The sequence below is a fragment of the Phytobacter sp. SCO41 genome, from assembly GCF_003073275.1.
In the GTDB taxonomy this organism is placed as follows: domain Bacteria; phylum Pseudomonadota; class Gammaproteobacteria; order Enterobacterales; family Enterobacteriaceae; genus Phytobacter; species Phytobacter diazotrophicus.
On record NZ_CP027225.1, the window covers coordinates 442,037 to 467,682 of the forward strand.

General features: G+C 54.5%; 25 protein-coding genes. 14 read left to right on the forward strand and 11 right to left on the reverse strand.

Annotated elements, in window-relative coordinates; translation table 11 throughout:
* Window positions 1-2: 2 nt before the first annotated feature.
* The 5 genes from frlA to nirB all read right to left on the reverse strand — a co-directional run bounded on the left by frlA (window position 3) and on the right by nirB (window position 6,849).
* Window positions 3-1,343: a fructoselysine/psicoselysine transporter FrlA gene (frlA, locus tag C5523_RS02030; RefSeq protein ID WP_041851401.1), complete on the reverse strand. Its 1,341-nt coding sequence runs from the start codon at window positions 1,341-1,343 to the stop codon at window positions 3-5.
* Window positions 1,344-1,664: 321 nt separating this feature from the next.
* Window positions 1,665-3,029 (reverse strand): siroheme synthase CysG, encoded by a 1,365-nt coding sequence (gene cysG / locus C5523_RS02035; RefSeq protein WP_079497015.1) that lies wholly within the window; start codon window positions 3,027-3,029, stop codon window positions 1,665-1,667.
* A gap of 74 nt (window positions 3,030-3,103) precedes the next feature.
* Window positions 3,104-3,913, reverse strand: a complete 810-nt coding sequence (gene nirC, locus C5523_RS02040) for a nitrite transporter NirC (RefSeq protein WP_108700531.1) — start codon at window positions 3,911-3,913, stop codon at window positions 3,104-3,106.
* A 69-nt stretch (window positions 3,914-3,982) separates the two neighbouring features.
* Complete coding sequence (nirD, locus tag C5523_RS02045) at window positions 3,983-4,309, reverse strand: nitrite reductase small subunit NirD (RefSeq protein ID WP_041851404.1); 327 nt, start codon at window positions 4,307-4,309, stop codon at window positions 3,983-3,985.
* Window positions 4,306-6,849, reverse strand: coding sequence for a nitrite reductase large subunit NirB (gene nirB, locus C5523_RS02050; protein ID WP_108700532.1), 2,544 nt, complete (start codon window positions 6,847-6,849; stop codon window positions 4,306-4,308). Before nirB ends, nirD begins: the two co-directional genes overlap by 4 nt.
* Window positions 6,850-7,089: 240 nt before the next feature.
* Between nirB and C5523_RS02055 the strand changes: the two genes are divergently transcribed.
* The 6 genes from C5523_RS02055 (at window position 7,090) to C5523_RS02080 (ending at window position 11,882) form a co-directional block, all read left to right on the forward strand.
* Window positions 7,090-8,385, forward strand: coding sequence for a cytosine deaminase (locus C5523_RS02055; RefSeq protein ID WP_108700533.1), 1,296 nt, complete (start codon window positions 7,090-7,092; stop codon window positions 8,383-8,385).
* 152 nt (window positions 8,386-8,537) lie between these two features.
* Window positions 8,538-9,110 (forward strand): peptidylprolyl isomerase A, encoded by a 573-nt coding sequence (gene ppiA, locus C5523_RS02060; protein ID WP_041851407.1) that lies wholly within the window; start codon window positions 8,538-8,540, stop codon window positions 9,108-9,110.
* A 106-nt stretch (window positions 9,111-9,216) separates the two neighbouring features.
* Complete coding sequence (locus C5523_RS02065; protein ID WP_064572417.1) at window positions 9,217-9,387, forward strand: YhfG family protein; 171 nt, start codon at window positions 9,217-9,219, stop codon at window positions 9,385-9,387.
* A complete protein-coding gene (locus C5523_RS02070; protein WP_108700534.1) occupies window positions 9,377-9,979 on the forward strand; it encodes a putative adenosine monophosphate-protein transferase Fic in 603 nt (200 codons plus the stop codon). Before C5523_RS02065 ends, C5523_RS02070 begins: the two co-directional genes overlap by 11 nt.
* A gap of 30 nt (window positions 9,980-10,009) precedes the next feature.
* Entirely contained in the window at window positions 10,010-10,582 is a 573-nt protein-coding gene (gene pabA, locus C5523_RS02075) for an aminodeoxychorismate synthase component 2 (protein WP_041851409.1), read from the forward strand.
* 79 nt (window positions 10,583-10,661) lie between these two features.
* A complete protein-coding gene (locus C5523_RS02080) occupies window positions 10,662-11,882 on the forward strand; it encodes an aspartate aminotransferase family protein (protein ID WP_071194933.1) in 1,221 nt (406 codons plus the stop codon).
* Here C5523_RS02080 and C5523_RS02085 read toward each other — a convergent pair.
* Window positions 11,879-13,957: a YccS/YhfK family putative transporter gene (locus C5523_RS02085; RefSeq protein ID WP_108700535.1), complete on the reverse strand. Its 2,079-nt coding sequence runs from the start codon at window positions 13,955-13,957 to the stop codon at window positions 11,879-11,881. The genes C5523_RS02080 and C5523_RS02085 overlap by 4 nt on opposite strands.
* A 53-nt stretch (window positions 13,958-14,010) precedes the next feature.
* A complete protein-coding gene (crp, locus tag C5523_RS02090) occupies window positions 14,011-14,643 on the reverse strand; it encodes a cAMP-activated global transcriptional regulator CRP (protein ID WP_000242758.1) in 633 nt (210 codons plus the stop codon).
* 309 nt (window positions 14,644-14,952) lie between these two features.
* On the opposite strand from crp, the gene C5523_RS02095 reads away from it, so the two are divergent.
* Window positions 14,953-15,357, forward strand: coding sequence for an OsmC family protein (locus C5523_RS02095; RefSeq protein ID WP_041851412.1), 405 nt, complete (start codon window positions 14,953-14,955; stop codon window positions 15,355-15,357).
* A 90-nt stretch (window positions 15,358-15,447) separates the two neighbouring features.
* Here C5523_RS02095 and C5523_RS02100 read toward each other — a convergent pair whose 3' ends face one another.
* From C5523_RS02100 to C5523_RS02115, 4 genes are all read right to left on the reverse strand, one after another.
* Entirely contained in the window at window positions 15,448-16,317 is an 870-nt protein-coding gene (locus C5523_RS02100) for a phosphoribulokinase (protein ID WP_041851413.1), read from the reverse strand.
* A gap of 51 nt (window positions 16,318-16,368) precedes the next feature.
* On the reverse strand, window positions 16,369-16,587 hold the full coding sequence (locus C5523_RS02105; protein WP_041851414.1) for a YheU family protein: 219 nt from the start codon (window positions 16,585-16,587) through the stop codon (window positions 16,369-16,371).
* Window positions 16,588-17,604: a hydrolase gene (locus tag C5523_RS02110; RefSeq protein ID WP_108700536.1), complete on the reverse strand. Its 1,017-nt coding sequence runs from the start codon at window positions 17,602-17,604 to the stop codon at window positions 16,588-16,590.
* 90 nt (window positions 17,605-17,694) lie between these two features.
* Window positions 17,695-18,414 (reverse strand): NUDIX domain-containing protein, encoded by a 720-nt coding sequence (locus tag C5523_RS02115; RefSeq protein WP_041851415.1) that lies wholly within the window; start codon window positions 18,412-18,414, stop codon window positions 17,695-17,697.
* A gap of 192 nt (window positions 18,415-18,606) precedes the next feature.
* Here C5523_RS02115 and prs point away from each other — a divergent pair, with 192 nt between their 5' ends.
* The 7 genes from prs (at window position 18,607) to mdcE (ending at window position 25,630) form a co-directional block, all read left to right on the forward strand.
* Window positions 18,607-19,467, forward strand: coding sequence for a ribose-phosphate diphosphokinase (gene prs / locus C5523_RS02120; protein WP_107223555.1), 861 nt, complete (start codon window positions 18,607-18,609; stop codon window positions 19,465-19,467).
* Between the two features lie 13 nt (window positions 19,468-19,480).
* The gene (locus C5523_RS02125) at window positions 19,481-20,971 is read left to right on the forward strand and encodes a nicotinate phosphoribosyltransferase (RefSeq protein WP_108700537.1); all 1,491 of its coding nucleotides are present in this window, start codon (window positions 19,481-19,483) and stop codon (window positions 20,969-20,971) included.
* Between the two features lie 211 nt (window positions 20,972-21,182).
* Entirely contained in the window at window positions 21,183-22,838 is a 1,656-nt protein-coding gene (gene mdcA / locus C5523_RS02130) for a malonate decarboxylase subunit alpha (RefSeq protein WP_041851418.1), read from the forward strand.
* Window positions 22,838-23,695 carry a triphosphoribosyl-dephospho-CoA synthase gene (locus C5523_RS02135; protein WP_108700538.1) on the forward strand — a complete coding sequence of 286 codons (858 nt, stop codon included), beginning with the start codon at window positions 22,838-22,840 and terminating at the stop codon, window positions 23,693-23,695. Before mdcA ends, C5523_RS02135 begins: the two co-directional genes overlap by 1 nt.
* A gap of 9 nt (window positions 23,696-23,704) precedes the next feature.
* Window positions 23,705-24,004, forward strand: coding sequence for a malonate decarboxylase acyl carrier protein (mdcC, locus tag C5523_RS02140; protein WP_041851420.1), 300 nt, complete (start codon window positions 23,705-23,707; stop codon window positions 24,002-24,004).
* Window positions 23,997-24,830, forward strand: coding sequence for a biotin-independent malonate decarboxylase subunit beta (locus C5523_RS02145; protein WP_041851421.1), 834 nt, complete (start codon window positions 23,997-23,999; stop codon window positions 24,828-24,830). Before mdcC ends, C5523_RS02145 begins: the two co-directional genes overlap by 8 nt.
* On the forward strand, window positions 24,830-25,630 hold the full coding sequence (gene mdcE, locus C5523_RS02150; RefSeq protein WP_079497024.1) for a biotin-independent malonate decarboxylase subunit gamma: 801 nt from the start codon (window positions 24,830-24,832) through the stop codon (window positions 25,628-25,630). The genes C5523_RS02145 and mdcE overlap by 1 nt, the downstream gene beginning before the upstream one ends.
* Window positions 25,631-25,646: the final 16 nt, after the last annotated feature.

Genomic DNA, 25,646 nt, shown 5'->3' on the forward strand with positions numbered 1-25,646 from the left:
GTTTACGAAAGTGCGGCCAGCCGACGATTGCGCTTTTCCCAGAAGGCATAAGCGGGCAGACCGGTGGCGATAACGATCAGGGCGCAGATCAGACCAGGAATAGGCGCCCAGACAAAGGTAGAGGCGACGAGGATCAGGCTTGAGCAGATGGCAAGGAATGTCATCAGGCCAAACAGGGGCGTGCGCCAGAGCGGTTTGTAGTCGTCGCGTTTGCGACACCAGATAATCGAGCCGAAGGTGAGGGTGTTTTTGAAGCACATCACCAGCGTGAAGTAGCCGAGCAGGCTGGTCAGATCGGAGACGAAGATGAAGAAGATCCCGAGCGCTCCCTGCAAAATAATTGATACATCCGGGGTGTTGTATTTCGGGTGAACATGGGCGAAGCATTTGAAAAACAGCTTGTCCTTCGCCATCGCATACTCCAGGCGCGGTTGGTACATCACGCAACTGGAAAGCGAGCCAAGAATAACGATCATCGCAGTGATCGCCACGAAGATGCCCGCCATGCTGCCCAGCGCCGGAATATAGGTCAGGGCGTCGGAGATGGGCGTTTCGGAGGCCGCCAGTTTTTCAAAAGGCATCAGACCGGAAATAACCAGCGCCAGCAGGGAGTAGAGCACCAGAACCAGCAGGCAGGAGCCAATCAATGCGCGCGGCATGGTCTTGCCGGGGTTTTTGATTTCGCCGGTCATATAGCAGATGGAGGCCATACCGGTATAAGACCAACTGGTGGCCGATACGCCCGCCAGCAGTGCCATAATGCCGGAGGCCGCAGTAACGGTGGCCGTAGTTGCTGGCGCGGCGAAGTTGTCGGTTTTGAACCAGAAAATGCCAATGCCGATAACGATGGTGAAGGGAATAATCTTGGCGATGGTGATCAGCGTCTGGAAGGCGGCGCCGCCTTCGACGGAGCGCAGATGCAGCAGCATAAACATGATGATTAACGCCGTTGCCACCAGCTTGCCGGTGAGCGGATCGAGCGGCATCAGGAAGCCGAGATTACTGACCACCGCCAGCGCCATAATCGATAATGAGGGGGCATCGTTGGCCCAGAAGCTGGCCCAGCCGGAGAGAAAGGCCAGCGGACGGCTGCCCGCATTTTTCAGATAAATATAATCCGCGCCGTTTTCAGGGTAGGCGGTTGAGAGTTCGGCGTAGACACACATTTGTGGAATGACGATCAGACCGCCAATCACAAAGGCGAGTACGGTTAACCACGGCGATCCTGCCGCTTTTGCAACTTCTCCCACTGAAACGAAAATACCGGAACCGACGGTTGTCCCGACGGCGATAGCGAGCACGGCCCAGAAGCCGAGCTTGCGTTGAAGTTCCTGGCTTTCCATATCAATACCTTTCTTAGAATGTTGTATGTAGGGTCAAAAGGGTGTCGCCTGAAATCCGCCGACAGCCAACGGCTTATTTCAGTATATGACGACACATAATCAATATAACAACACATGATGAATTGTATTGGCGAGAGAGATCACAAATTTGCGACGAGAGAGCAATTGTGACGCTATATGATGTTTAAGTTATTGATTTTAATATTTAAATAATCCGGGTGGGTTCCGGAATTATGGAGTCGGGCTGCCGGGACTCCCGGATGCGGCGCAAGCGCCTATCCGGGTTACCTCTGCGAAATGACTAACCTGTGGAAGGAAATGTTAAAACCACTTTAGCTTGTCGCGCAGGCCGACGACGCGGCCAACGATGATAAGCGCCGGGCTATCTACCTGCCGGGCCAGTTCACCCAGCTCCGTCAAAGCTCCGCTGACGACACGCTGTTTTACCGAGGTGCCGTTTTCTACCAGCGCGACGGGCATATCTGCCTGCATGCCGTGCTCAATCAATTTTTCCTGAATGGTCGCCGCCTGGTTCAGCCCCATATAGAAGACCAGCGTCTGTTTTTCTGCCGCCAGATTTGCCCAGTCCAGTTCGCCGCCAGTTTTTAAATGCCCCGTGACCAGGCGTACGCTCTGGGCATAATCCCTGTGGGTTAACGGAATGCCTGAGTAAGCAGAACACCCTGAGGCTGCGGTAATGCCTGGGACAACCGAAAAGGGAATGCCTGCATGGCACAGGGTTTCCAGCTCTTCACCGCCGCGTCCGAAGATAAACGGATCGCCCCCTTTCAGGCGCACTACACGTTTGCCCTGTTGCGCTTCGTGCAGCAGAATCTGATTAATCTCTTCCTGCGGCACACAGTGATAACCCGCGCGTTTGCCAACAAACACCCGGTCGGCATCGCGACGTACCAGATTCATGATTTCATCTGAGACCAGGCGGTCATACACCACCACGTCGGCCTGCTGGATTTGTTGCAACCCTTTGAGCGTCAACAAACCGGCGTCGCCCGGGCCTGCGCCGACCAGCACCACTTCGCCACGATGATCCAGCGGCTCGGCAAGCAGTTGCCCGGTAATGGCTTCAACAGCCGGAGAATCCTGATTTGCCAGCGACTGTGCGAGACGGTCGTTAACAAACAGTTTTTCCCAGAAGCGGCGGCGTTCGGCAACGCTGGCAAAGTGCTCTTTTACGCGGCGACGCAGTTTGCCAGCATAGCTGGCAACGTACCCAAGATGCTGGGGAAGAACCGATTCAAGTTTTTCACGCAACAGACGCGCCAGCACCGGAGAGGTACCGCCGGAAGAGACGGCAACCATCAATGGAGAACGGTCAATAATGGAGGGCATGATAAAACTCGCCTGCTTCGGCGCATCCACCACGTTACAGAAGATACGGCGGGATTCCGCCGCGTCGCTGACCTGTTGGTTAACCGCTTCATCATCGGTCGCGGCAATCACCAGCCAGCAAGGGTCGAGCAGGCGCTCGTCGAAACCGCCTTCTACCAGCGTCAGCATCCCTTCGTTAGCCCACACATGAAACTGGGGAACGAAGGTGAGTGAGTTAACGGTAAGCCGTGCACCAGCATCCATCAAAAGTCGGGCTTTACGTTCGGCAACATCCCCGCCGCCTACCAGCAGGCAGGCGCGGTCGCGTAATTGACAAAAAATGGGTAAATGGTCCACGACATCACCTCAAATACACATCATTCTGCGAGCCGCAGGTGCGTTGCCTGCGGCTCGAATTATTTGTGTCTTTATTAATGGGTTGTTATTGGTTGGCTCTTCGCTGTCTGGGTTGCAGACGGACGCTCCGCTTTCGGCGTAGCATACCAGTAACCCAGGCCCATAAACACGGCACCGGAGAAAGTATTGCCCAGGGTTACCCACAACAGGTTATGACCAATTCCAGAGAGGGTATACGATTCGCTGTGGTGACCAAACCACGAGAGGGCAAACAGCGTCATGTTGGCAACGGAGTGCTCGTAGCCAGAGGCGATAAAGGCCAGCAGACACCACCAGATGGCGAGGAACTTTGCGGCGCCTTCGGTACGAATCGCCATCCAGATTGCCAGGCAAACCAGCCAGTTACACAGCGCGCCTTTAAAGAACAGCACGCCTGCGGGCGCGTTGGTTTTGGCCAGTGCAACGGTATGCACAAGGCTGGTATCCAGCGGCAGTAAGCTACCACCACCCCAGTTATACAGCAGCGCAACCAGAACGGAACCTAACAGATTACCCAGCCAGGTTTGCGGCAGAATGGTCCACATCTGGCCCTGAGTGATGGTGCCTGCTTTCACACCGAGAGTCAGGAACATGGTATGGCCGGTAAAGAGTTCGGACCCTGCGATGATAACCAGTGTTAAGGCGATACCGAAGGTTGCGCCCATCACCAGCGGACGCACTGACGGGTCAAGTAAGTTACCGAGGGTAAAAATCAAAATAATCCCTAAGCCCACATAAGCGCCAGCCATAGCGGAGCTTATCCAGAAACCCACAGGATTATTTGTCGAGAGGCGTGAAATGCGCGCAGCGTTAGCCGCACACTTATTAATAGTGTCTGTAAACATAGTGTTGATTACCCAAAGTTAAAAAAGAAAAAGGTTTAAAAAGCGGGGGCATTGCACCCCCACTGGAAATTACGCTTTAAGTTGCACCACACCGTCTTTTACACGGGCGTCGAAATGGTCGACAGAACGGCTTTCATCTTCAAGGCACATGCCGTCACGCAGGCGGAAACGCTGTTTTTTCAGCGGGCTGGCGACCCACAACTCCCCGTTGTGCTCGGCAATCAGGCCGCGCGACAGCACGCTTGCCTGAAAGAACGGGTCGATATTGCTGATCGCGTAAACCTGGTCATCGTGACGCGGGCGGAAAATGGCCACCTGTTTGCCATTCAGCAGGGCACAGACGCCGGTTGCCGGGACGATATCGTCAATTTTGCAGATAGTGTTCCACTGGCTCATACGGTTTCCTCCACCATTTTGACCGGGATGCGTTCATATGGCGTTGCCGGACGATGTTGCTCGCGTTCTGCCACAACCTGAACGTTCGGGTCGCGTTTGTCGCTGTTGATAAAGTGTTTGAAGCGAACCTGTGCCTGCGGGTTGTTGACGGTTTCTGTCCATTCGCAGATAACAGCGTCGCGCAGGCGCGCCATTTCGGCTTCAAGCTGGTCGTTCAGACCCAGTTTGTTGTCGATGATGACGCTTTTGAGGTAAGCGATGCCGCCTTCCAGATTATCCAGCCAGGAGGCCGTACGGGTCAGTTTGTCGGCCGTGCGGATATAGAACATCATGAAACGGTCGAGGTATTTGAGCAGGGTTTCACGGTCGAGATCCGCCGCCAGCAAATCCGCATGGCGTGGTTTCATCCCGCCGTTGCCGCAAACATACAGGTTCCAGCCTTTTTCAGTAGCGATAATGCCTACATCTTTACCCTGTGCTTCGGCACATTCACGGGTACAGCCGGAAACGCCAAACTTCATTTTGTGCGGAGTGCGGATGCCTTTGTAGCGGTTTTCCAGCTCAACGCCGAAGCCCACGCTGTCCCCCACGCCGTAGCGGCACCAGGTGCTGCCCACGCAGGTTTTCGCCATTCGCAGCGCTTTAGCATACGCGTGACCCGTTTCGAAGCCTGCTTCAATCAACTGACGCCAGATTTCCGGCAGATCGTCTTTCTGCGCACCAAACAGGCCAATACGCTGTGAGCCGGTGATTTTGGTGTAGAGATTAAATTTGCGGGCGATACGGCCCACTTCCATCAGCCCTTCCGGGGTGATTTCGCCTCCGGCAGAGCGCGGGATCACGGAGTAGGTGCCGTCTTTCTGGATGTTTGCCAGGAAGTTGTCGTTGGTATCCTGCAGCGGCGTGTGCTGCGGTTTCAGAATGTATTCGTTCCAGCAGGAGGCCAGCAGAGAACCCACGGTTGGTTTACACACTTCACAACCGTAGCCTTTGCCATATTTCGCCAGCAACTCGTCGAAAGATTTAATGCCTTCAACGCGAATCAGGTGATAGAGCTCCTGACGGGAGTAGGCGAAGTGTTCACACAGGTTATTGGTGACTTCGATGCCCTGTTTCGCCAGCTCGGCGTTCAGCACCTGGGTGACCAGCGGAATACAGCCGCCGCAGCCAGTACCGGCTTTGGTTTCTGCTTTCAGTGCGGCAACGGTGTGGCAGCCTTTGTTGATGGCGGCGACCAGCATGCCTTTGGTGACGTCGAAGCAGGAACAGATTTGTGCGCTGTCCGGCAGTTTATCCACGCCGATAGACGGTTTGCCGCTGCTGGCGTGTGCAGGCAGGATCAAGGCATCCGGGTTTTCCGGTAGTTCGATAGCATTCAGCACCAGTTGCAACAGGTTGCCGAAGTCGCTGGTGTCACCCACCAGTACCGCGCCGAGCAGGGTTTTGTTGTCAGGGCTAACGATAAGGCGTTTGTAGACTTCTTTGCTTTCGTCGAGGTAAACGTAGCTACGTGCGCCCGGCGTGCGACCATGTGCATCGCCGATACCGCCAACGTCCACGCCCAGCAGTTTCAGCTTGGCGCTCATGTCTGCACCCGCAAAGGCGTTAGCATTGCCGAGGATATGGTCCACGGCGACCTGCGCCATTTTGTAGCCCGGTGCGACCAGACCGTACACATGGCTATTCCAGCTCGCACATTCGCCAATCGCGTAGATATCCGGATCAGAGGTCTGACAGGTGTCGTTAATCACGATACCGCCACGCTGCGCGACATCCAGCCCACATTGGGTCGCCAGTTTGTCGCGCGGGCGAATACCGGTTGAGAAGACGATAAAGTCGACTTCCAGCTCGGTACCGTCGGCAAAGCGCATGGTTTTACGCGCGCTTGTTCCTTCCTGGACGATCTCTTTGGTGTTTTTGCTGGTGTGCACACGCACACCCATGCTTTCGATCTTGCGTTTAAGCTGTTCACCGCCCATCTGATCGAGCTGTTCAGCCATCAGCATGGGAGCAAATTCAATAACGTGCGTTTCAACGCCGAGGTTTTTCAGTGCGCCGGCGGCTTCCAGACCGAGCAGGCCACCGCCGACCACCGCACCACGTTTGCTGCGACGAGCGCAGGATTCAATGGCGTTGAGGTCTTCAATGGTGCGGTAAACAAAGCAATCCTGGGTTTCGGAGCCTTTAATAGGCGGGATCCACGGGTAAGAGCCAGTCGCCATGATCAGTTTGTCGTAATAGACGGTACGACCGGCGCTGGAGTGGATTACTTTCTCCTGGCGGTTGATGGTAATCGCACGTTCGCCAACGAGAACGTTAACGCCGTGCTTTTCGTAGTAACCTTCACGTACCAGCGACAGTTCTTCCGCAGTATGATGCGAAAAGTAGGAAGACAGGTGAACGCGATCGTAGGCTTTACGGGGTTCTTCACAAAAAACGGTAATATCGAACTGGCTGGCATCTGCTTTATCGAGGAGATCCTCAATAAAACGGTGGCCGACCATGCCGTTACCGATTATAGCGAGTTTGACTTTGCTCATTTTTGCCTCGATTTCTTTTCTATTACTGCCTACCTTAACGATTCAGCCCCGGCACTTATTGATGCAGGTCAAATACATCTTCACCTACCACTTAATGGGTAGATAATTGATTTTGATGGTTTTTTATAAGTCGCGGATCTGTCAGGCTTTTCAGAATTGTGGAAATTGTGTACAAAAAAAGATGTGAATTTATGGCAATTGCCTGAAACAACGTTTCAGTGATAACCAGGGGGTAGAAGCATGACGGCAACACCACTTTGGCTGGTTCAGAACGTTCATTTACCTGGGCGAAAAGGGCTATGGCAAATCGCGATTGAGAAGGGCCACTTCGGTGACATCACCCCGATGAGCGCCCCACAACATGAAAGTTACGAAGTCTTAAACGCCAGGGGCGGGCTGGCGCTGCCGCCGTTCATTGAACCGCACATTCACCTGGATACCACCCAAACCGCAGGCGAGCCAAACTGGAATCAGTCGGGAACGCTATTTGAGGGGATTGAACGCTGGGCGGAACGCAAAGCGTTACTCAGCCATGATGATGTGAAAAAGCGCGCCTGGCAGACGTTAAAATGGCAAATGGCGAACGGTATTCAGCATGTACGCACCCATGTCGATGTCTCCGACCCGACGCTGACAGCGCTCAAAGCAATGCTGGAAGTGAAACAGGAAGTCGCCCCCTGGATAGACCTGCAAATCGTCGCCTTCCCGCAAGAGGGGATCTTGTCTTACCCCAACGGCGCAGCGTTGCTGGAAGAGGCCTTACAGCTTGGCGCGGATGTGGTAGGGGCGATTCCCCATTTTGAATTTACCCGCGAGTATGGGGTGGAATCACTGCATATCGCCTTTGAACTGGCGCAGAAATATGACCGACCACTGGATATTCACTGTGACGAGATCGACGACGAACAGTCGAGGTTTGTCGAAACGGTCGCCGCGCTGGCGCTGAAAATGGAAATGGGGCCGCGCGTTACCGCCAGCCACACAACGGCGATGCACTCCTATAACGGCGCCTATACTTCTCGCCTTTTCCGCTTGCTGAAACTCTCCGGTATCAACTTTGTCGCCAATCCGCTGGTGAATATCCATCTGCAGGGGCGTTTTGATGATTATCCGAAGCGGCGTGGGATCACCCGCGTGAAGGAGATGCTGACCGCCGGGATTAACGTCTGCTTCGGCCATGATGATGTCTTTGATCCCTGGTATCCACTCGGCACGGGCAATATGTTGCAGGTGCTGCATATGGGTTTGCATGTTTGCCAGTTGATGGGGTATCAGCAAATCGACGATGGCCTGCGGTTGATTACCGATAATAGCGCCAGAACCTTTGGTCTGGATGATTACGGTATTGAGACGGGTAACCCGGCGAATATGATCATTTTGCCGGTTGAGAGCGGTTTTGACGCGGTGCGATGTCAGTCGCCGGTGCGCTGGTCCATTCGCCAGGGGCGGGTGATTGCTACCACGCAACCTGCGCAAACCTGGATTCAGACGGACAGTGGCGGTGAAGAAGTGGCGTTTCATCGCAAGAGTGAGTGAAGCTGATAGCAGAATGACCACACAATGCGTGGTCAGCCTGCGTAACATATGTTTCAATTGCGTAAAATTAAGTAAAAGGCTGGCCTGGTGGCGGAGTGCTCTTTAGAATCAAGCCACTCGCTTTCTTACCTGTATTTCGTTAAGGAAACCTCATGGTTAAATCGACTCTGGCGGCAATTGCGGCTGTTTGTGCCCTTTCTGCAATCTCCTCTTCCGCACTGGCGGCAAAAGGTGATCCCCATGTTCTGCTCACCACGTCAGCCGGCAACATCGAACTGGAGCTGAACAGTCAGAAAGCCCCCGTGTCGGTGAAAAACTTTGTGGATTATGTGAATAACGGTTTTTATAACAACACCACGTTTCACCGCGTGATCCCGGGTTTTATGGTTCAGGGTGGCGGTTTTACTGAGCAAATGCAGCAAAAACAGCCTAACCCGCCCATTAAAAACGAAGCCGATAACGGTTTACGCAATACGCGCGGCACCATCTCCATGGCCCGTACCGCAGATAAAGACAGCGCCACCAGTCAATTCTTCATTAACGTCGCTGACAACGCCTTCCTGGACCATGGTCAACGTGATTTTGGCTATGCGGTATTTGGTAAAGTTGTCAAAGGGATGGATGTCGCCGACAAGATTTCTCAGGTTCCAACCCACGACGTCGGTCCTTACCAGAATGTGCCGACAAAACCGGTTGTTATCCTCTCTGCTAAAGTCCTGCCATAATCTTTTTTTCGCACGGGCCGCCCGGCCTGTGCGTGTTCTCCTCCCTGCGTGACGCGAAATTGCTGCTTATACTTGTGGCACATGAGCGAGACATCAGGGAGGCGTTATGACCAAAAAACTCACCGACCGACAAAAATCCCGTCTCTGGGAGCAAGACCGTAATGTCAATTTTCAGGCCAGCAGGCGTCTTGAAGGCGTTGAAAGCCCGCTGGTAACGCTTACAGCCGATGAAGCGCTGGCGCGTATTGAAGAGCTAAGGAGGCACTATGAGCGATAAATTCGGCGACGGTCGCGATCCTTACTTCTACTCTGGCATCAATGTTATGCGCAACAGGCTGGGTATTCGCGAGGCGCAACGGCTGGAACAGGCGGCATGGGAGCTCACCGCGTTACGTGCCGCCACGCTGGAACTGGGTCCGCTGGCCCGAGGGCTGCCCCATCTGTGCGCCATTCACCGTCATATTTACCAGGATGTCTTCGACTGGGCGGGACAGGTGCGCGAAGTAGATATCTATCAGGGAGATACGCGTTTCTGCCATTTCGAATACATCGAAAAAGAGGGTAATGCGTTAATGCAGTCGCTGGAAGACGAAGAGTGGCTACAGGGGCTTGGGAAGGAAGAATTTATTGAGCGACTGGCGCATTACTACTGTGAAATCAATGTGCTGCACCCATTTCGTATTGGCAATGGCATTGCCCAGCGGATTTTCTTTGAGCAGCTTGCGCTGCATGCCGGATACCGGCTGGACTGGCGTGGCGTCGACCCGGAAAACTGGAGTAAAGCGAACCAGACCGGGGCGATGGGTGACCTAAAACCGCTGTGCGAGATCTTCGGCAAAGTGGTAAGCGAAGCCGTCGAAACTGAGTAGAATAGGGCGGCTTAAAATGATGAGGCCGCCATGATCCTGCTTATTGATAATTACGACTCTTTTACCTGGAACCTGTATCAGTACTTTTGCGAACTGGGGGCGCAGGTCGAGGTCAGGCGTAATGATGAGATCACCCTGGCGGATATTGCGATTATGGCCCCCAAAAAGATCGTGATATCCCCAGGCCCCTGCACGCCGGATGAATCGGGTATCTCGCTGGAGGTTATTCGCCACTATGCTGGCACGTTGCCGATTCTCGGCGTCTGCCTCGGTCATCAGGCCATCGCCCAGGTTTTTGGCGCTCGCATTGTCCGGGCGCAACAGGTTATGCACGGGAAAACCTCTCCGATAACCCATACCGGGCAGGGCGTTTTTCGCGGCCTGAATAATCCATTAACCGTCACGCGCTACCACTCTTTGTTGATCGATCCGCCTTCATTACCGGACTGCTTTGAGGTGACCGCCTGGAGCGAGACGCAAGAGATCATGGGGATTCGCCATCGTCAGTGGGATCTGGAAGGCGTGCAGTTTCACCCGGAAAGTATTCTGAGCGAGCAGGGACATGCGTTATTGAATAACTTTTTGCATCGCGCCGATTTTTAGTTGCCATTGAGTGATTTTTTATGCATATTTCGTGATTATATTTTCACTTCTACTTCTTGTTTAAAAAGGGTGGGGTTACATGGCAACTCAGCAGGGTGCAATCACGCGCGCAACATTTGACGAAGTCATTCTACCAATTTTCGCACCGGCCGAATTTATTCCGGTGAAAGGAAAAGGTAGCCGCGTGTGGGATCAGCAGGGTAAAGAGTACGTTGATTTTGCGGGTGGTATCGCCGTTACCGCGCTGGGGCATTGCCATCCGGCGCTGGTGGAAGCGTTAAAAACACAGGGCGAAACGCTGTGGCATATCAGCAACGTGTTTACGAATGAACCCGCATTGCGCCTGGCGCGTAAGCTGATCGACGCCACCTTCGCCGAGCGCGTGGTGTTTATGAACTCCGGCACCGAGGCCAACGAAACGGCATTCAAACTGGCGCGTTATTATGCATCTACCCGACACAGTCCGCATAAAACCAAAATCATCGCTTTCCACAACGCGTTCCATGGCCGTTCGCTGTTCACCGTGACCGTGGGCGGTCAGCCGAAATACTCGGACGGATTCGGTCCGAAACCGGCGGATATCATTCATGTGCCCTATAACGACCTGCATGCCGTAAAAGCGGTCATGGACGATCATACTTGTGCAGTCGTGGTTGAACCGATTCAGGGGGAAGGCGGGGTGACGGCGGCAACGCCAGAGTTTTTACAGGGTTTGCGTGAGCTGTGCGATGAACACAAAGCGCTGCTGGTGTTTGATGAAGTGCAGTGTGGAATGGGGCGCAGCGGCGATCTCTTCGCCTACATGCACTATGGTATCACCCCGGATATCCTGACCAGCGCCAAAGCGCTCGGCGGTGGTTTCCCGGTAAGCGCCATGCTCACCACTCAGGAGATCGCCAGCGCGTTCCATCCGGGTTCCCACGGTTCAACCTACGGCGGTAATCCGCTGGCCTGTGCTGTTGCCGGTGCGGCATTCGACATCATTAATACGCCAGAGGTCTTAAATGGCGTCAATGCGAAACGCGAACTGTTCGTTAAGCATCTTGAAGACATCAATGCGCAGTATGACCTGTTCAGCGAAATTCGCGGCATGGGGCTGCTGGTTGGCGCGGAACTGAAACCGCAGTACAAAGGCCGTGCGCGTGATTTCCTCAACGCGGCGGCAAATGAAGGGCTGATGGTGCTTAATGCCGGTCCTGACGTAATGCGTTTTGCGCCGTCGCTTATCATTGAAGAGAACGATATCGCAGAAGGTATGCTGCGCTTCGCTAAAGCTGTAGCCAACGTGGTTAACGCTTAAGAGCGCAAGCGGCGATTTAACCAAATGCCGTGATGTGGGCGCTGACGCCATGCCACCGACGAAATGGTGTGCATGGTGTTCAGATGCCCCAGGATCCGTTGCAGATGTTGCTCCAGCGTGCTCATTGGGCCATGCGTCATGCTCTCTGGCGCCTCCAGAATATTCACATCTCCTGAACTTCCCGGACCATCATACTCCAGCCGCTGCTGACAACGTTGCAGGGCAATTTCGCAGGACTGCAGATAGCGCTGAGCCAGTTCCGGCGTGAGCATGGTGTGCTCCCGCGCCAGCGTGGTCATTGCATTAATATGTTCGACAATAAATTGACTGTGCGTGACCCACAGTTTCATGTCTGCCAGGTAACGCGTATCAAAACCCGGCTCCAGCATGGCCTGATTCAGCGAGTTAAAGAGCGCATTATGCGCCTGGTTTACCCGCATGCGCTGCCAGGCCAGCGGCGTCGCCTGGGGATCATCGCTCAGGATCAGCCGAATGGCATCCTGGTAAGTTTCCAGCGCGTCATGAGCATTTTTTCGCAGCAGGCCACTTTGCCATTGAGGCCACAGCCAGACCATGCCACCAAAAGCTATCAGGCAGCCGATCAACGTATCGATAAGACGGGCAACAATAAACTGGTCGCCATTCAGTGTAAGCAACTGGAGCGTATAGACCGCGGTGAGGGTAAAACCGACCATCGCCCAGCCGTAGCTTTTGCGGATAATCAGATAGCTCACCAGGGTGACGATCAGCATCGCGGTGAGCGTGAAGCCTTCGGGTACGTGGTAGTGCAGCGTCGCGCCGGCAATGATCAGCCCGGCCATGGTGCCTGCCGCCCGGTGCAGGATGCGCACGCGTGTCGCCCCATAACCGTTTTGCGTAACAAACATCACCGTCATCATGATCCAGTAAGGTTTAGGCAGATGGAGCGCGCTGCCCATCAGGCTGGCAATACTGAGCATGACGCTAATGCGTGCCGCATTACGTAAGGCGGAGGATTTCAACGACAGATAACTTTTGAGGGCCGGGATCAGGGGCAAACGGCGCTGCTTCTCCGCCATCAGATCACGGACATAGAGCGGGCGCTGGGTACGCAGAACCCGGGCTATCTGGCTGAAATGCCAGGCGCAAAACTGCCCAACCGGGTTATCCGGGTGCTGGCGGGCAATTTTCTCCAGCGCGCCAATCTGTTTATCCATATTGAAGCGTTTGGGGTAGCGGTGATAAAGAATATCATCGGCTATGACCCGTAACCGCGCGGCAACGGTTTGCGCATTCCAGCGGATAACTTCCTCGGCATGGCTGCGTTCGACCAGCTCCTGCACTTCCTGCGGTTGGTGGAGGCTGACGGCAATATGTTCCTGTAAGTCCAGCGCCACCTGGAAGACGCGGCGTAACCGCTTGTAGTCGTTGTTGTTATTTGCCGCCAGCATATGCAGTTGTTGGTAACACTGGCTAATCATATCCACCGCCTTTTGCTGGCGTGCCAGGAGTGGCGGAAGGGCTTTTTCTGGATCGACGTGCTGCGTCAGTAAACTGTATTTTGCTTCGCAATAGCCCGCCAGTTGGCGATACAGCAGGCTCAAGGATTCACGCAGCGGTTGCTCTCGCCACAACCAGAACCAGAAGGCGTTAAACGCGCCGTACCACAGGGTACCCAGCCCATAAATCAGCAACGGCTCCCAGATGGGCATGTTACCGGCGAGGCTGAGAGTAAAGATGGCGGCAATGAGCGAGGCGGGTAGAAGCCGCCCGTGTAATGCGCTGATTTCTGCTGTGACGCCGAGCAAGAGCGTTAATCCGGTCAGAATCAGCGGCAGCGGAATATTTTGCGTCAGTAATAGCTGTACGGTGAGGCTACTGCCAGCAAAGAGTGTGCCGCCGATAATGACGCGTTTGAAGAAACGTTTATGCAGAGTATCCAGACCGGCAATATTGCAGCAGGCGGGAACGAGAGAAAACAGCAGACCAAGATCGAGACGACCTGCGATCAGACCCACGGTCACAGGGAGGCATAACACCAGCGTTTGTCGCAGTGCATAGTTGATTTCGGGGTGATAAATCAGCCTGCGCCACATGGGGAAGAGAGACAAAAACGGCGCATCGTTAAGGGCGATGCGCCGCTTGAGAATTAACGTGTACCGTACACGACAATGGTTTTACCGTGCGCGGAGATCAGGTTTTGATCTTCCAGCATTTTCAGGATACGGCCGACGGTTTCGCGGGAACAGCCAACGATCTGACCAATTTCCTGGCGGGTAATTTTAATTTGCATACCGTCCGGGTGGGTCATTGCATCCGGTTGTTTCGCCAGATTCAGCAGCGTCTGTGCGATACGGCCCGTCACATCAAGGAAGGCGAGGTTACCGACTTTTTCCGAGGTGACCTGCAGGCGACGCGCCATCTGGGAAGATAAGCGCATCAGGATATCCGGGTTCACCTGAATTAACTGGCGGAATTTTTTGTAGGAGATTTCGGCCACTTCACAAGCGGTTTTAGCGCGTACCCATGCACTGCGCTCCTGACCCTCTTCGAACAGACCCAGTTCACCGATAAAATCTCCCTGGTTAAGGTAAGAGAGGATCATCTCTTTACCTTCTTCATCCTTGATTAGCACAGCCACTGAGCCTTTGACGATGTAATACAACGTTTCCGCTTTTTCACCCTGGTGAATCAGCGTGCTCTTCGACGGGTACTTATGAATGTGGCAATGAGACAAGAACCATTCGAGAGTCGGGTCTGTTTGCGGTTTGCCAAGCACCATGCGCGGTTATCCTCTGTTATAAGCTGGCTCCAGACGCTGGATTCACATATCGCGTCCGGGGTTGCAATCTATCTTCCCCATACCTGGGAAGTGGACCGTCAGACATGCCTGCGGCCTGTAATATGTGATGTCCTCTGCATACATGCATAACGTCAATGTATCACTGTAGCATCGTGATTGTTTTAGCATAGCTTTTGTCGCGTGTCTCCTGGTGTCTCGCTTCAGCTTGACGCAGGTCGCCTTCCGTTGCGAGTTTTCTTATGTGCGCGTAATCTGTAAAGAAAACTGTAACTCCGGAGTGAATTAAAAATGCAAGCTCGTGTGAAATGGGTAGAAGGTTTAACGTTCCTTGGCGAGTCTGCGTCCGGGCACCAGATCCTGATGGATGGTAACTCAGGCGACAAAGCCCCAAGCCCGATGGAAATGGTGCTGATGGCAGCAGGCGGATGCAGCGCTATCGATGTTGTATCTATTTTGCAGAAAGGCCGCCACGATGTGAAAGATTGCGAAGTGAAGCTGACCTCAGAGCGTCGTGAAGAGGCTCCGCGTCTGTTCACGCATATCAATTTGCACTTTATCGTGACCGGCAAAGAGCTGAAAGAGGCGGCGGTATCGCGCGCGGTGGATCTCTCTGCCGAGAAGTATTGCTCCGTGGCATTAATGCTGGAGAAAGCGGTGAAAATCACGCATTCATATGAGGTGATTGAGGCCTGAGAACATAGGTCGGATAAGCGTCGCGTATCCGACACATTCCCCGGTGGCGCCGCGCTTACCGGGGCTACAGCGCTTGTGTCGGCTGGAGGCCTATTGAATCTTCTTCCCTTCCATCAGCCGTTGGACCAGCGGTGTCATGATCAGCTCCATTGCTAACCCCATTTTGCCGCCAGGCACCACAAGCGTATTCATGTGTGAAATGAACGAACCCTGCAACATCGCCAGCAACCAGGGATAGTCGATCCCTTCAAGATTTCGAAAATGAATCACCACAAAGCTCTCATCGAGCGATGGGATCACTTTGGCGGCGAACGGGTTGGAGGTATCCACCGTCGGCACGCGCTGGAAATTAATATGGGTGCGGGAAAATTGTGGGGTGATGAAATTGATGTAGTCTTCCATCGATCGAACCACCGAGTCCATCACTGCCTCACGGGAATGACCGCGCTCGCTGGTATCGCGTACCAACTTTTGCATCCACTCGAGGTTGACGATGGGCACCACGCCTACCAGCAGATCGACGTGGCGGGCGACATCGTGCTGGGGCGTTACCACGCCGCCGTGCAACCCTTCATAAAACAGCACATCTGTTGGCTCCGGCAGGGGCTGCCAGGGGGTGAACGTACCGGGAACCTGGTTCCAGGGAACGGCTTCATCGTAGGTGTGCAGATATTTTCGTGCCTGGCCTGTGCCGGTTTGTCCGTACTCAATAAACGTTTGTTCCAGCAGGCCGAAGTCATTCGCTTCCGGGCCAAAATAGCTGATATGTCGACCTAAATCGCGGGCTTTACGAATTGCCATGTCCATTTCAGGGCGGGTATAGCGATGAAAACTGTCACCTTCAACCTCGGCGGCATGCAAATTCAGTTGAGCAAAGATTTTGCGAAACGCGAGGCTGGTGGTGGTGGTTCCCGCACCGCTGGAACCTGTTACGGCAATAACCGGATGTTTAGCGGACATAGCAGCTCCCTGAGTAAACCATTGTTGTAGACGAAGCCAGCCGCCAGTGAGTTACTCGCGAAACTGCGAGCGCGGCATAATGTTGACGGTTTCGTGCAGTTCTGACCACACCAGTACGGCCTCACCGTTTTTAAGTTGCCGTCTCACATCGGCGACCTTTTGTTCGAGTGAGCGCTCATGTTCACCATAATCGGTGCCTTCACGCAAGACAAAGCTTTCAATCAGGCTGTCGAGCGTCTCAGGCGCCAGGTCCTGCCAGGGAATAATCATTTAGCTTTCCAGATAAGTTTGCAGCCAGTCGGGGATACGTTTTTCCAGCCACATTTCCGGGTGAAGTAACGTGCCGCCCACAAACCCCACGTGACCGCCATGTTCGGTGAGTTGATATTCTACCGACGGCGGTAATGTCTGCGTATCGGGGATCACATTTTGATCCATAAAGGGGTCATCTTTAGCATGGATGATCAGCGTCGGTTTGCTGATTTTATTCAGCAACGGCATGGCGCTGCACTGGCGGTAATAGTCAATCGCATCGGCAAAACCATGGATGCGCGCCGTAATCGCATCATCAAAATCGCGCAGACGACGCAGACGTTTCAACTGCCGTAAATCAATGGGTAAGGAACCCGGATAGGCTTTTAATTTGCGCGACGCATTGGCTTTCAGCAGGTTGAGCAGATAGTGCTGATACACCCGTGAAAAGCCGGTTTCGATATGGGCGCTGCACGCTTCCAGTACAAAGGGAGCAGAGACAATGACCGCAGCATCCAGGGGTACGCGATTTTCCTCTTTAGCCAGCAGGCAGGCCAGCATATTGCCGCCCAGCGAATAGCCCACCGCCGCGGTAGGGACCTGGCCAAACTCCCGTTGTAGCCAGTGCAAAAACCAGGTGCCATCTTCGGTTTCGCCAGAGTGATAAATGCGGTTAAGGCGGTTAGGTTCACCGCTGCAGCCACGGAAATGCATCACCACGCCCAGCCAGCCGCGCGCTTTTGCTGCTTCTATCAGTCCATGAGCATAGGGACTGTGCAGGCTGCCTTCCAGCCCGTGAAAGACCACCAGCCGTGGTTTATGTCTTGCCAGCACAGGGTCTTCGCTCCAGGCGAGATCCACAAAATCGCCATCGGGCAGTTCCAGGCGCTGCCAGGTCGGCGTAAAGCCCAGTTTCCGGCGGATCAATCGCGGGAGCATGGTCTGGAAATGCGGATTGCTTCCGCCGCGCAGTGGGCGGAACGCAGAGCTATCAGCAGCCATTTCCGAGAGTCGTGAAGGTGTAATTTCAGCCATAGTAAAGAACAATAGAATCAAGAATGGGACAACTATAGCTGCTCGATGTTGCGCCGTTTTTTCATTTCGCGGGACATCGTGCAGGCCATACTAGTCCGTCAGTAAATTTCGGGAAAAGAGATGAATATCGACACCCGGCTTTCGTCGCCACAAGCGTGCTTTTCGCGCACCTGTCGCTACGCTCTCGCCTGTCTCTTCAAACATGCCTGAGGCCTCAAATCGGCGAATCAGGCTTTTTCGCTGGATAGGCTGGCCGAGGATAATCTCCGTCGCCTCCTGCAATTGTGTCTGGGTAAAGGTATCAGGCAGACAATACACTGGCAGTAAAGAGTACATGGTTTTCTGTCGTAACCGTTGTAGCGCCGTCTGAATTATCTCCCGGTGATCGAAGGCCAGGTCGATATCATCCAGCCCGGTTACGGGCATCCATTTGGCATCGCTGACGCTCGCGATATGCGGCGCGCAGGCTACCCAGGAGATTAACGCATACCAGGCGATGGTCAGACTCCAGCCACGGGGATCGCGTTTTGCCCCGGAAAACGTATCCAGTTGCTCCAGCCAGGAAGGGGAGACGCCCGTTTTTTCTGTCAGTTTACGTAATGCCGTGGCTCGCGTGGATTCATCTTTTTCCATATCGATAAATCCGCCAGGCAGGCCCCAACGCCCCTGTTGAGGGTGACTCGCTCGTTTCACCAGCAAAACGCGAAGCGCCTGCTCGTGCAGCGTGAACAGCACACTGTCTACCGTCACCAGGGGGGAAGGGAACCGGCTGGCATCATAAGAATCCAGATACTCTGCTTCGCTGATCATCGCTTACTCGGCTTATTAAACACGCCACAAGTTTATCAGCCCACCCAATGGCGGCAAGCTAACTTTTAACTCCTTAAATATCAATTTGTTAACTTTTTATTTGCGCGGTAGGGAAAAAATCTCTTGCCAATAAGTGTCCCATGGACAATATTATAAGTGTCTTAATGACACTAATTAATGGTGAGGTGAATCATGACCAGCAGAATCGCGTTAACACTTGATAATCAACCCGTTGAAATCGAACGGGGTGTCTTTCCCGACGGCGCGGTATGGCTGAAAGTCATCGGTGAACTGCCACGTTTTGCTCAGGTCATGCGGGTTCGCGTTGCCGCCATGCGCGATATGAACGATTTCATGTTGTTAGCCCAACTGGTTGATGCCGTGCGTCACGTTACCGACATCTCCGTAAGCCATCTTGAACTGGCATGGCTGCCCTGGGCGCGCCAGGACCGACACATGGTTAACGGCGACAGTTTTGCGCTTAAAGTATTCGCTAACCAGTTGAACACACTGAACTTCAATAAAGTTCTTCTGCTGGATCCCCACAGTGATGCGGCAGCGGCGGCCATCAACAATAGCGTGGTGATTGCACAGGAAACCTGCCTGATGAAAAGCGAAAATCTGCGTCAGGCGATAAGCACAGGCAAATTGATGCTTGTAGCACCCGATGCCGGGGCATTGAAGAAAATTCATAACGTAGCCAAAGCCAGTGGGGCGCGGGACTATGCCATCCTCACGAAAGAGCGTGATGTTGCAACGGGTAACCTGACCGGTTTTTCCCTCGTCTCCGGCAATGTGGCAGGCAAAGACGTGCTCATTGTGGATGACCTTTGCGACGCGGGCGGTACCTTTATCGGCTCTGCTCAGGTACTACGTGATGCCGGCGCGCGCAGCGTGAGTTTATATGTAACCCACGGCGTGTTTTCTAAAGGAGTGGAGAACCTGCTGAACAATGGTATTGACGCCATTTATACCACTACTTCTTTTGCCTCTTCTGAGCTTCGCGACCCTCGCGTTGAGCTTATCGATATCGACACTATTTTTTGCGCTTAAGGGAGATAACACCATGAAAATGAACCCCATCCTGGCTATCGACGGTTACAAAGTTTCCCACCGTGCGCAGTACCCGCAAGGGACCACGCAGGTGTACTCCAACTTTACGCCGCGCAGCGATCGCTTTTTCTCCTCTCCCGTGGCGGACGGTAAGCTGGTGTTCTTTGGCCTGCAGGGGTTTTTGCAGTGGTTTATGGTCGATTTGTTCAATGATGCCTTTTTTGCCCGCCCACAAGAAGACGTGGTGAATGAATACAAAGCGGTGATGGACAGCTACCTGGGCAAAGACGCCGTGCCGGTTGACCACATTCGCGCACTGCACAATTTGGGTTATCTGCCTCTGCACATTAAATCTCTTGATGAGGGCAGCAAAGTGCCGATGAAAGTGCCGGTGCTGACCATCACCAATACCCGTGACGAGTTCTTCTGGCTGGTGAATTATCTTGAGACGGTGCTCTCCGCTGAATTGTGGAAAGCCTCTACCAACGCCACCATTGCGCACCACTACCGTAAAGTCTGTGAACAGTGGGCGGTAAAAACCTGCAGCGATATGTCACATCTTGATTTCCAGTGCCACGACTTTTCCTTCCGTGGCATGGCGGGTCTCCAGGACACAATGCAGGCCGGTGCCGGGCACCTGCTGAGTTTTAAAGGTACCGACAGCATTCCGTCACTGCTCTACGCCCGTGATCACTACACCGCTGGCGAGGACTATTTTATCGGCGCGAGCATTCCGGCCACCGAGCATAGCGTGATGTGCATGGGCGAGAAGGAAAAAGAAATTGAAACCTTCCGTCGTTTGATAGTCGATCTCTATCCGCAGGGCTTTGTCTCAATCGTCTCGGATACCTGGGATTACTGGCGGGTGATGACGGAATACACCCGTGAACTGAAACAGATAATCCTTAATCGTGAAGGGCGCGTCGTGTTCCGCCCGGACAGCGGTGACCCGGTTGAGATCCTGTGTGGCACCGTGGCGGATGATGATACCCGCAACACGCGCACCCCGGAGGAGAAAGGTTCTGTGGAAGTGTTATGGGAGATCTTCGGCGGCACCGTGAATGAGAAGGGCTACAAGGTACTCGACCCGCATGTTGGCCTGATTTATGGCGACTCCATTACTCTTGCGCGGGCAGATGAAATCCTGCGTCGCCTGGAAGCCAAAGGTTTTGCCAGCTCAAACGTTGTCTTCGGGGTGGGATCATTTACCTATCAGTACAACACACGCGATACGTTTGGTTTTGCGATGAAAGCGACATGGGGCGCGGTTAACGGCGAAGGGCGGATGATCTTCAAAGAGCCGAAAACTGACAGCGGCCTGAAACGTTCAGCGCGCGGGCTGTTACGGGTAGAAAGAGACGCGCAGGGTGAACTGCAACTGCATGATGAACAAACCTGGGAGCAGGAAAAAACCGGTGAACTGAAAACGCGTTTCCTGGACGGCAAACTGTATAACGTTGACCATTTTGAACAGATTCGCCAGCGCCTGACCGCCCAGCGCTAACCGCTCTACTCCATTCCGGGGGCGCATTGTGCCCCCTACTTGCTACAGATTTTCCCCTCTTAAAATGATCGTCGTCACAAATCATCACTTTGATTATTACTCTCAGGCTAACAATCGCCTTTTATCCTTAATTGATGCCTTTCTCACCAGCGCGCACACTTTACTCAGTGTTAAGCAAATCAAAATGATTCGCTGAATCAGGAGGTTAATAATGTTATCTGGACAAACACCAGAACGGGTGTGGAATACGCGGCGCACGGAAAAACAGCGGCGCCTGGCATCCGTACCTGTACAGGGCAAGGTGCTGCCGACCGACGACCTGGTCGCCATGCTGGAAAAATTGATCGCGCCGGGCGACAAAGTGGTACTGGAAGGGAATAACCAAAAACAGGCCGATTTTCTCTCCCGCGCGCTGGCGTCGGTCAACCCGCAAAAAGTCCATGACCTGCATATGATCATGCCAAGCGTCGGACGCAGTGAACATCTCGACATTTTCGAAAAAGGCATCGCCCACAAGCTGGACTTTTCTTTCTCGGGTACCCAAAGCCTGCGTATCTCACAGTTGCTGGAAGATGGCCTGCTGGAAATCGGCGCTATTCATACCTACATCGAGCTGTATTCCCGCCTGTATGTTGACCTCTCGCCAAACGTGGCACTGATTGCCGGTTACAAAGCGGACCGTAAAGGCAATCTCTACACCGGGCCGAGTACCGAAGACACCCCGGCGCTGGTGGAAGCGGCCGCCTTCCGCGACGGTATTGTTATCGCCCAGGTCAATGAACTGGTGGATGACGAATGCGATTTACCGCGTGTGGATATCCCTGGCTCGTGGATTGACTACGTGGTCGTGGCTGATAAACCTTTCTTTATTGAACCGCTGTTTACCCGCGACCCGCGCCTGATCAAACAGGAACACATTCTGATGGCGATGATGGCCATCAAAGGTATCTACGCCGAGCATCAGGTGCAGTCGCTGAATCACGGTATCGGCTTTAACACCGCGGCGATTGAACTGTTGCTGCCGACTTACGGAGAACAGCTTGGTCTGAAAGGCAAAATCTGTAAGCACTGGACGCTGAACCCGCATCCGACGCTGATCCCGGCCATTGAAAGCGGCTGGGTGGAGAGCGTGCACTGCTTCGGCGGCGAACTGGGGATGGAAGAGTACATCCGCGCCCGCCCGGACGTGTTCTTTACCGGCGCAGACGGTTCTATGCGCTCCAACCGCGCCTTCTGTCAACTGGCGGGGCAGTACGCGGTGGATATGTTTATCGGCTCGACCCTGCAGGTGGATGGCCTGGCAAACTCGTCGACGGTGACCCGTGGGCGTCTGGCTGGTTTCGGCGGTGCGCCAAATATGGGCCATGACCCGCATGGTCGTCGTCATGCGACGCCTGCCTGGCTGAATATGATCACCGAACCTGACCCCATGCAGCGCGGTAAAAAGCTGGTGGTGCAGATGGTTGAGACCTTCCAGGCTGGTGCAAAACCCACCTTTGTGGAAACGCTTGATGCTGTAGAAGTGGCCAAAACGTCCGGTATGCCGCTGGCGCCGGTCATGATTTATGGCGATGACGTCACCCATGTGCTGACCGAAGAAGGCATTGCTTACCTCTATCGTGCTGAAAGCCTTGAAGAGCGCCGTGCGATGGTCGCCGCCGTGGCGGGTATCACCGATATTGGCCTGGGCGTAGACGCCAAACGCGTCGCCGAACTGCGCCGCAGTGGCAAAGTGGTTTACCCGGAAGATATGGGTATTCGCCGCACCGAGGCCACCCGTTCGTTACTGGCGGCAAGCAGCGTGGCAGACCTGGTGGAATGGTCCGGTGGTCTTTATAACCCGCCTGCGAAATTCCGGAGCTGGTAATGAAACTTCTGCCACAGATTCAGGTTGAAGGCGGTGCCGAATGGCTGGCGCGAACCGCCACGCAGTGTCTGATTGACGAAGCACGATTAAGCCCGAAACCCGGTCTGGTGGACAGTCGGGGGAACGGCGCGCACCACGACTTAACGCTTGCGCTGATGGAACGCTCTGCCCATAGCCTGACCCCCACGTTTCAGGTGCTGGCGCAACAAAGCTGGCAACGTCCGGCGGACATTGCGCTACGACAAACCATTGGACGACTCGGACGTGTTGGCGAACAGCAGATGATGGCGGCAACAGGTGGCGTGAATACCCACCGTGGTGCGATTTGGGCGCTGGGGCTGCTGGTCAGCGCGGTGGCGATGCGTGGTGGCGATGCGAGCGCTTCTGTTATTGCAGCGACCGCCGCCACACTGGCGAAACTGCCGGACGCCGCCGCGCCCAAAATTTTCAGTAAAGGGCTTCGCGCTACACATCGCTATCGCGTACCCGGTGCCAGAGAAGAGGCACAGCAGGCCTTCCCGCATATTTTGCAGCTCGCCTTACCGCAGTTGCGTTTGAGCCGGAATAACTGTGGCAGTGAATCTCACGCCCGGATTGATGCCCTGATGGCCATCATGACCTCGCTTACCGATACCTGCGTGCTCTCCCGTGCCGGGATGGAAGGGCTTGAGGCCATGCAGCACGGCGCGCGTGCCGTTTTAACCGCGGGGGGCAGTGCGACCCCGGAAGGACAGCAGGCGCTCCACCTCCTGGATCGTCAAATGCTGGCGCTGAACGCCTCTCCGGGTGGTGCGGCAGACTTACTGGCTGCCACTCTGTTTCTTGACCGTATCGGGACGCCCTATTTCAAGCATTAAGAGGATGTTATGGAAAAAATCACATTAACCGTGCCCGCCAGCCGTACCTTAAATGGCAAAGCGCTGGCAGGGGTTGTTGGTTCAGGGGATATGGAGGTGTTATTCACCGCCGACCAGAGCCAGACACTCACTATAGATATCACGACTTCCGTCGACAACAGCCGTGGCCGCTGGGAAGCCTTGTTCAACCGTCTGCAAACCGTCAGCAGCCTGCCTGCGGGCAAACTGATCATTCATGATTTCGGCGCCACGCCTGGCGTCGCGCGCATTCGTATTGAACAGGTCTTTGAAGAGGTGAGCTATGCGTGATGATCGCAGTTTTATCGAACTAAAAGCACGCCAGCGTGCGCATGCATTGCTGGATGAAGGCAGCTACCGTGAACTGCTCGACCCGTTTGAAGGGATTGTCTCCCCGTGGCTGGGCGCGCAGGGCATCGTGCCGCAGGCCGATGACGGCATGGTGGTGGCGAAAGGCACCATCAACGGCAAACCTGCCGTGGTCGTCGCCATTGAGGGCGCCTTCCAGGGCGGCAGCATGGGCGAAGTCTCCGGTGCCAAAATGGCAGCGGCGCTGGAACTGGCGGCAGAAGATAACCGCAACGGTATCCCGACTCAGGCGGTGCTGAGTCTGGAAACCGGTGGCGTTCGTCTGCAGGAGGCCAACCTTGGCCTGGCGGCGATTGCTGATATTCATGCCGCGATTGTTGACCTGCGCCGCTATACCCCGGTGATCGGTATTGTGGCCGGGACCGTGGGCTGCTTCGGTGGGATGTCCATTGCCGCAGCGTTGTGCAGTTATCTGATTGTTACCCGCGAAGCCCGCCTGGGGCTGAACGGTCCGCAGGTCATCGAACAGGAAGCGGGTATTGAAGAGTACGACTCCCGCGACCGTCCGTTTATCTGGAGCATGACCGGTGGGGAAGTGCGCTATCAAAGCGGGCTGGTGGATGCGCTGGTGGGCGATGGTGTAAACGCGGTGAAGCAAGCCATGAACGAGGCGATTGCCAAAGGCGTACCGGCAAAACATCGCACCGATAACTACGACGACTACCTTGCCCGTCTGACCAATTTCGACACCCGCAAACAGGCTGATGCCGAACAGATTAAAGCCCTTTTTGCCCGGGAGGTGAAATGATGAGTACTGCAATAAGCCGTGGCGAACTCTGGCTGGAAACTCTCGCCCCAAACGCCCAGCGCCTGGCAGGCTTATGCCCGTCCGTACAGGTAGCCGATGGTGAACTGAACGGTGAAACGGTGCGCTTTGTTGCCGTTGTCCCTGATGCGAATAACCATTTCCCGCGCGCCGCCAAAGGCGAGGTGGGCCTGCTGGAAGGCTGGACGCTGGCGAAAGTTATCAGCGAAACGGTCGCCGCTGATGCGGATAAAGCCGTGAAACGCCCGATTGTGGCGGTAATTGATGTGCCAAGCCAGGCGTACGGTCGCCGTGAAGAAGGTTTTGGTATTCACCAGGCGCTGGCCGGTGCCGCTGCGGCCTATGCCAATGCGCGCCTGGCGGGCCATCCGGTGATTGGTCTCATTGTTGGTAAAGCGATGTCCGGCGCGTTTCTGGCGCACGGTTATCAGGCTAACCGGCTGATTGCCTTCAACGACAAAGGCGTTTTGATTCACGCGATGGGTAAAGAGTCCGCCGCGCGTATCACCTTGCGTACCGTAGAGGCGCTGGAAAAACTGGCGGCAACCATCCCACCGATGGCGTATGACATCAGTAACTACGCCACCCTGGGGCTGCTGGAAAATCTGCTGGATATCAGCAATCCGGATGCGCCATCGTCGTCCGATCTGGCGCTGGTGAAAACCACGCTGCAAGAGGCTATCAACGCCGCTCGTCAGGATGCCACCCTGAAAAACCGTCTGGGCGCTGACAATCGCCGCAGCTCTGCGCTTGTGCGTGAACGCATGAAAGCGAGCTGGTAAGTAAAAAAGAGACCTG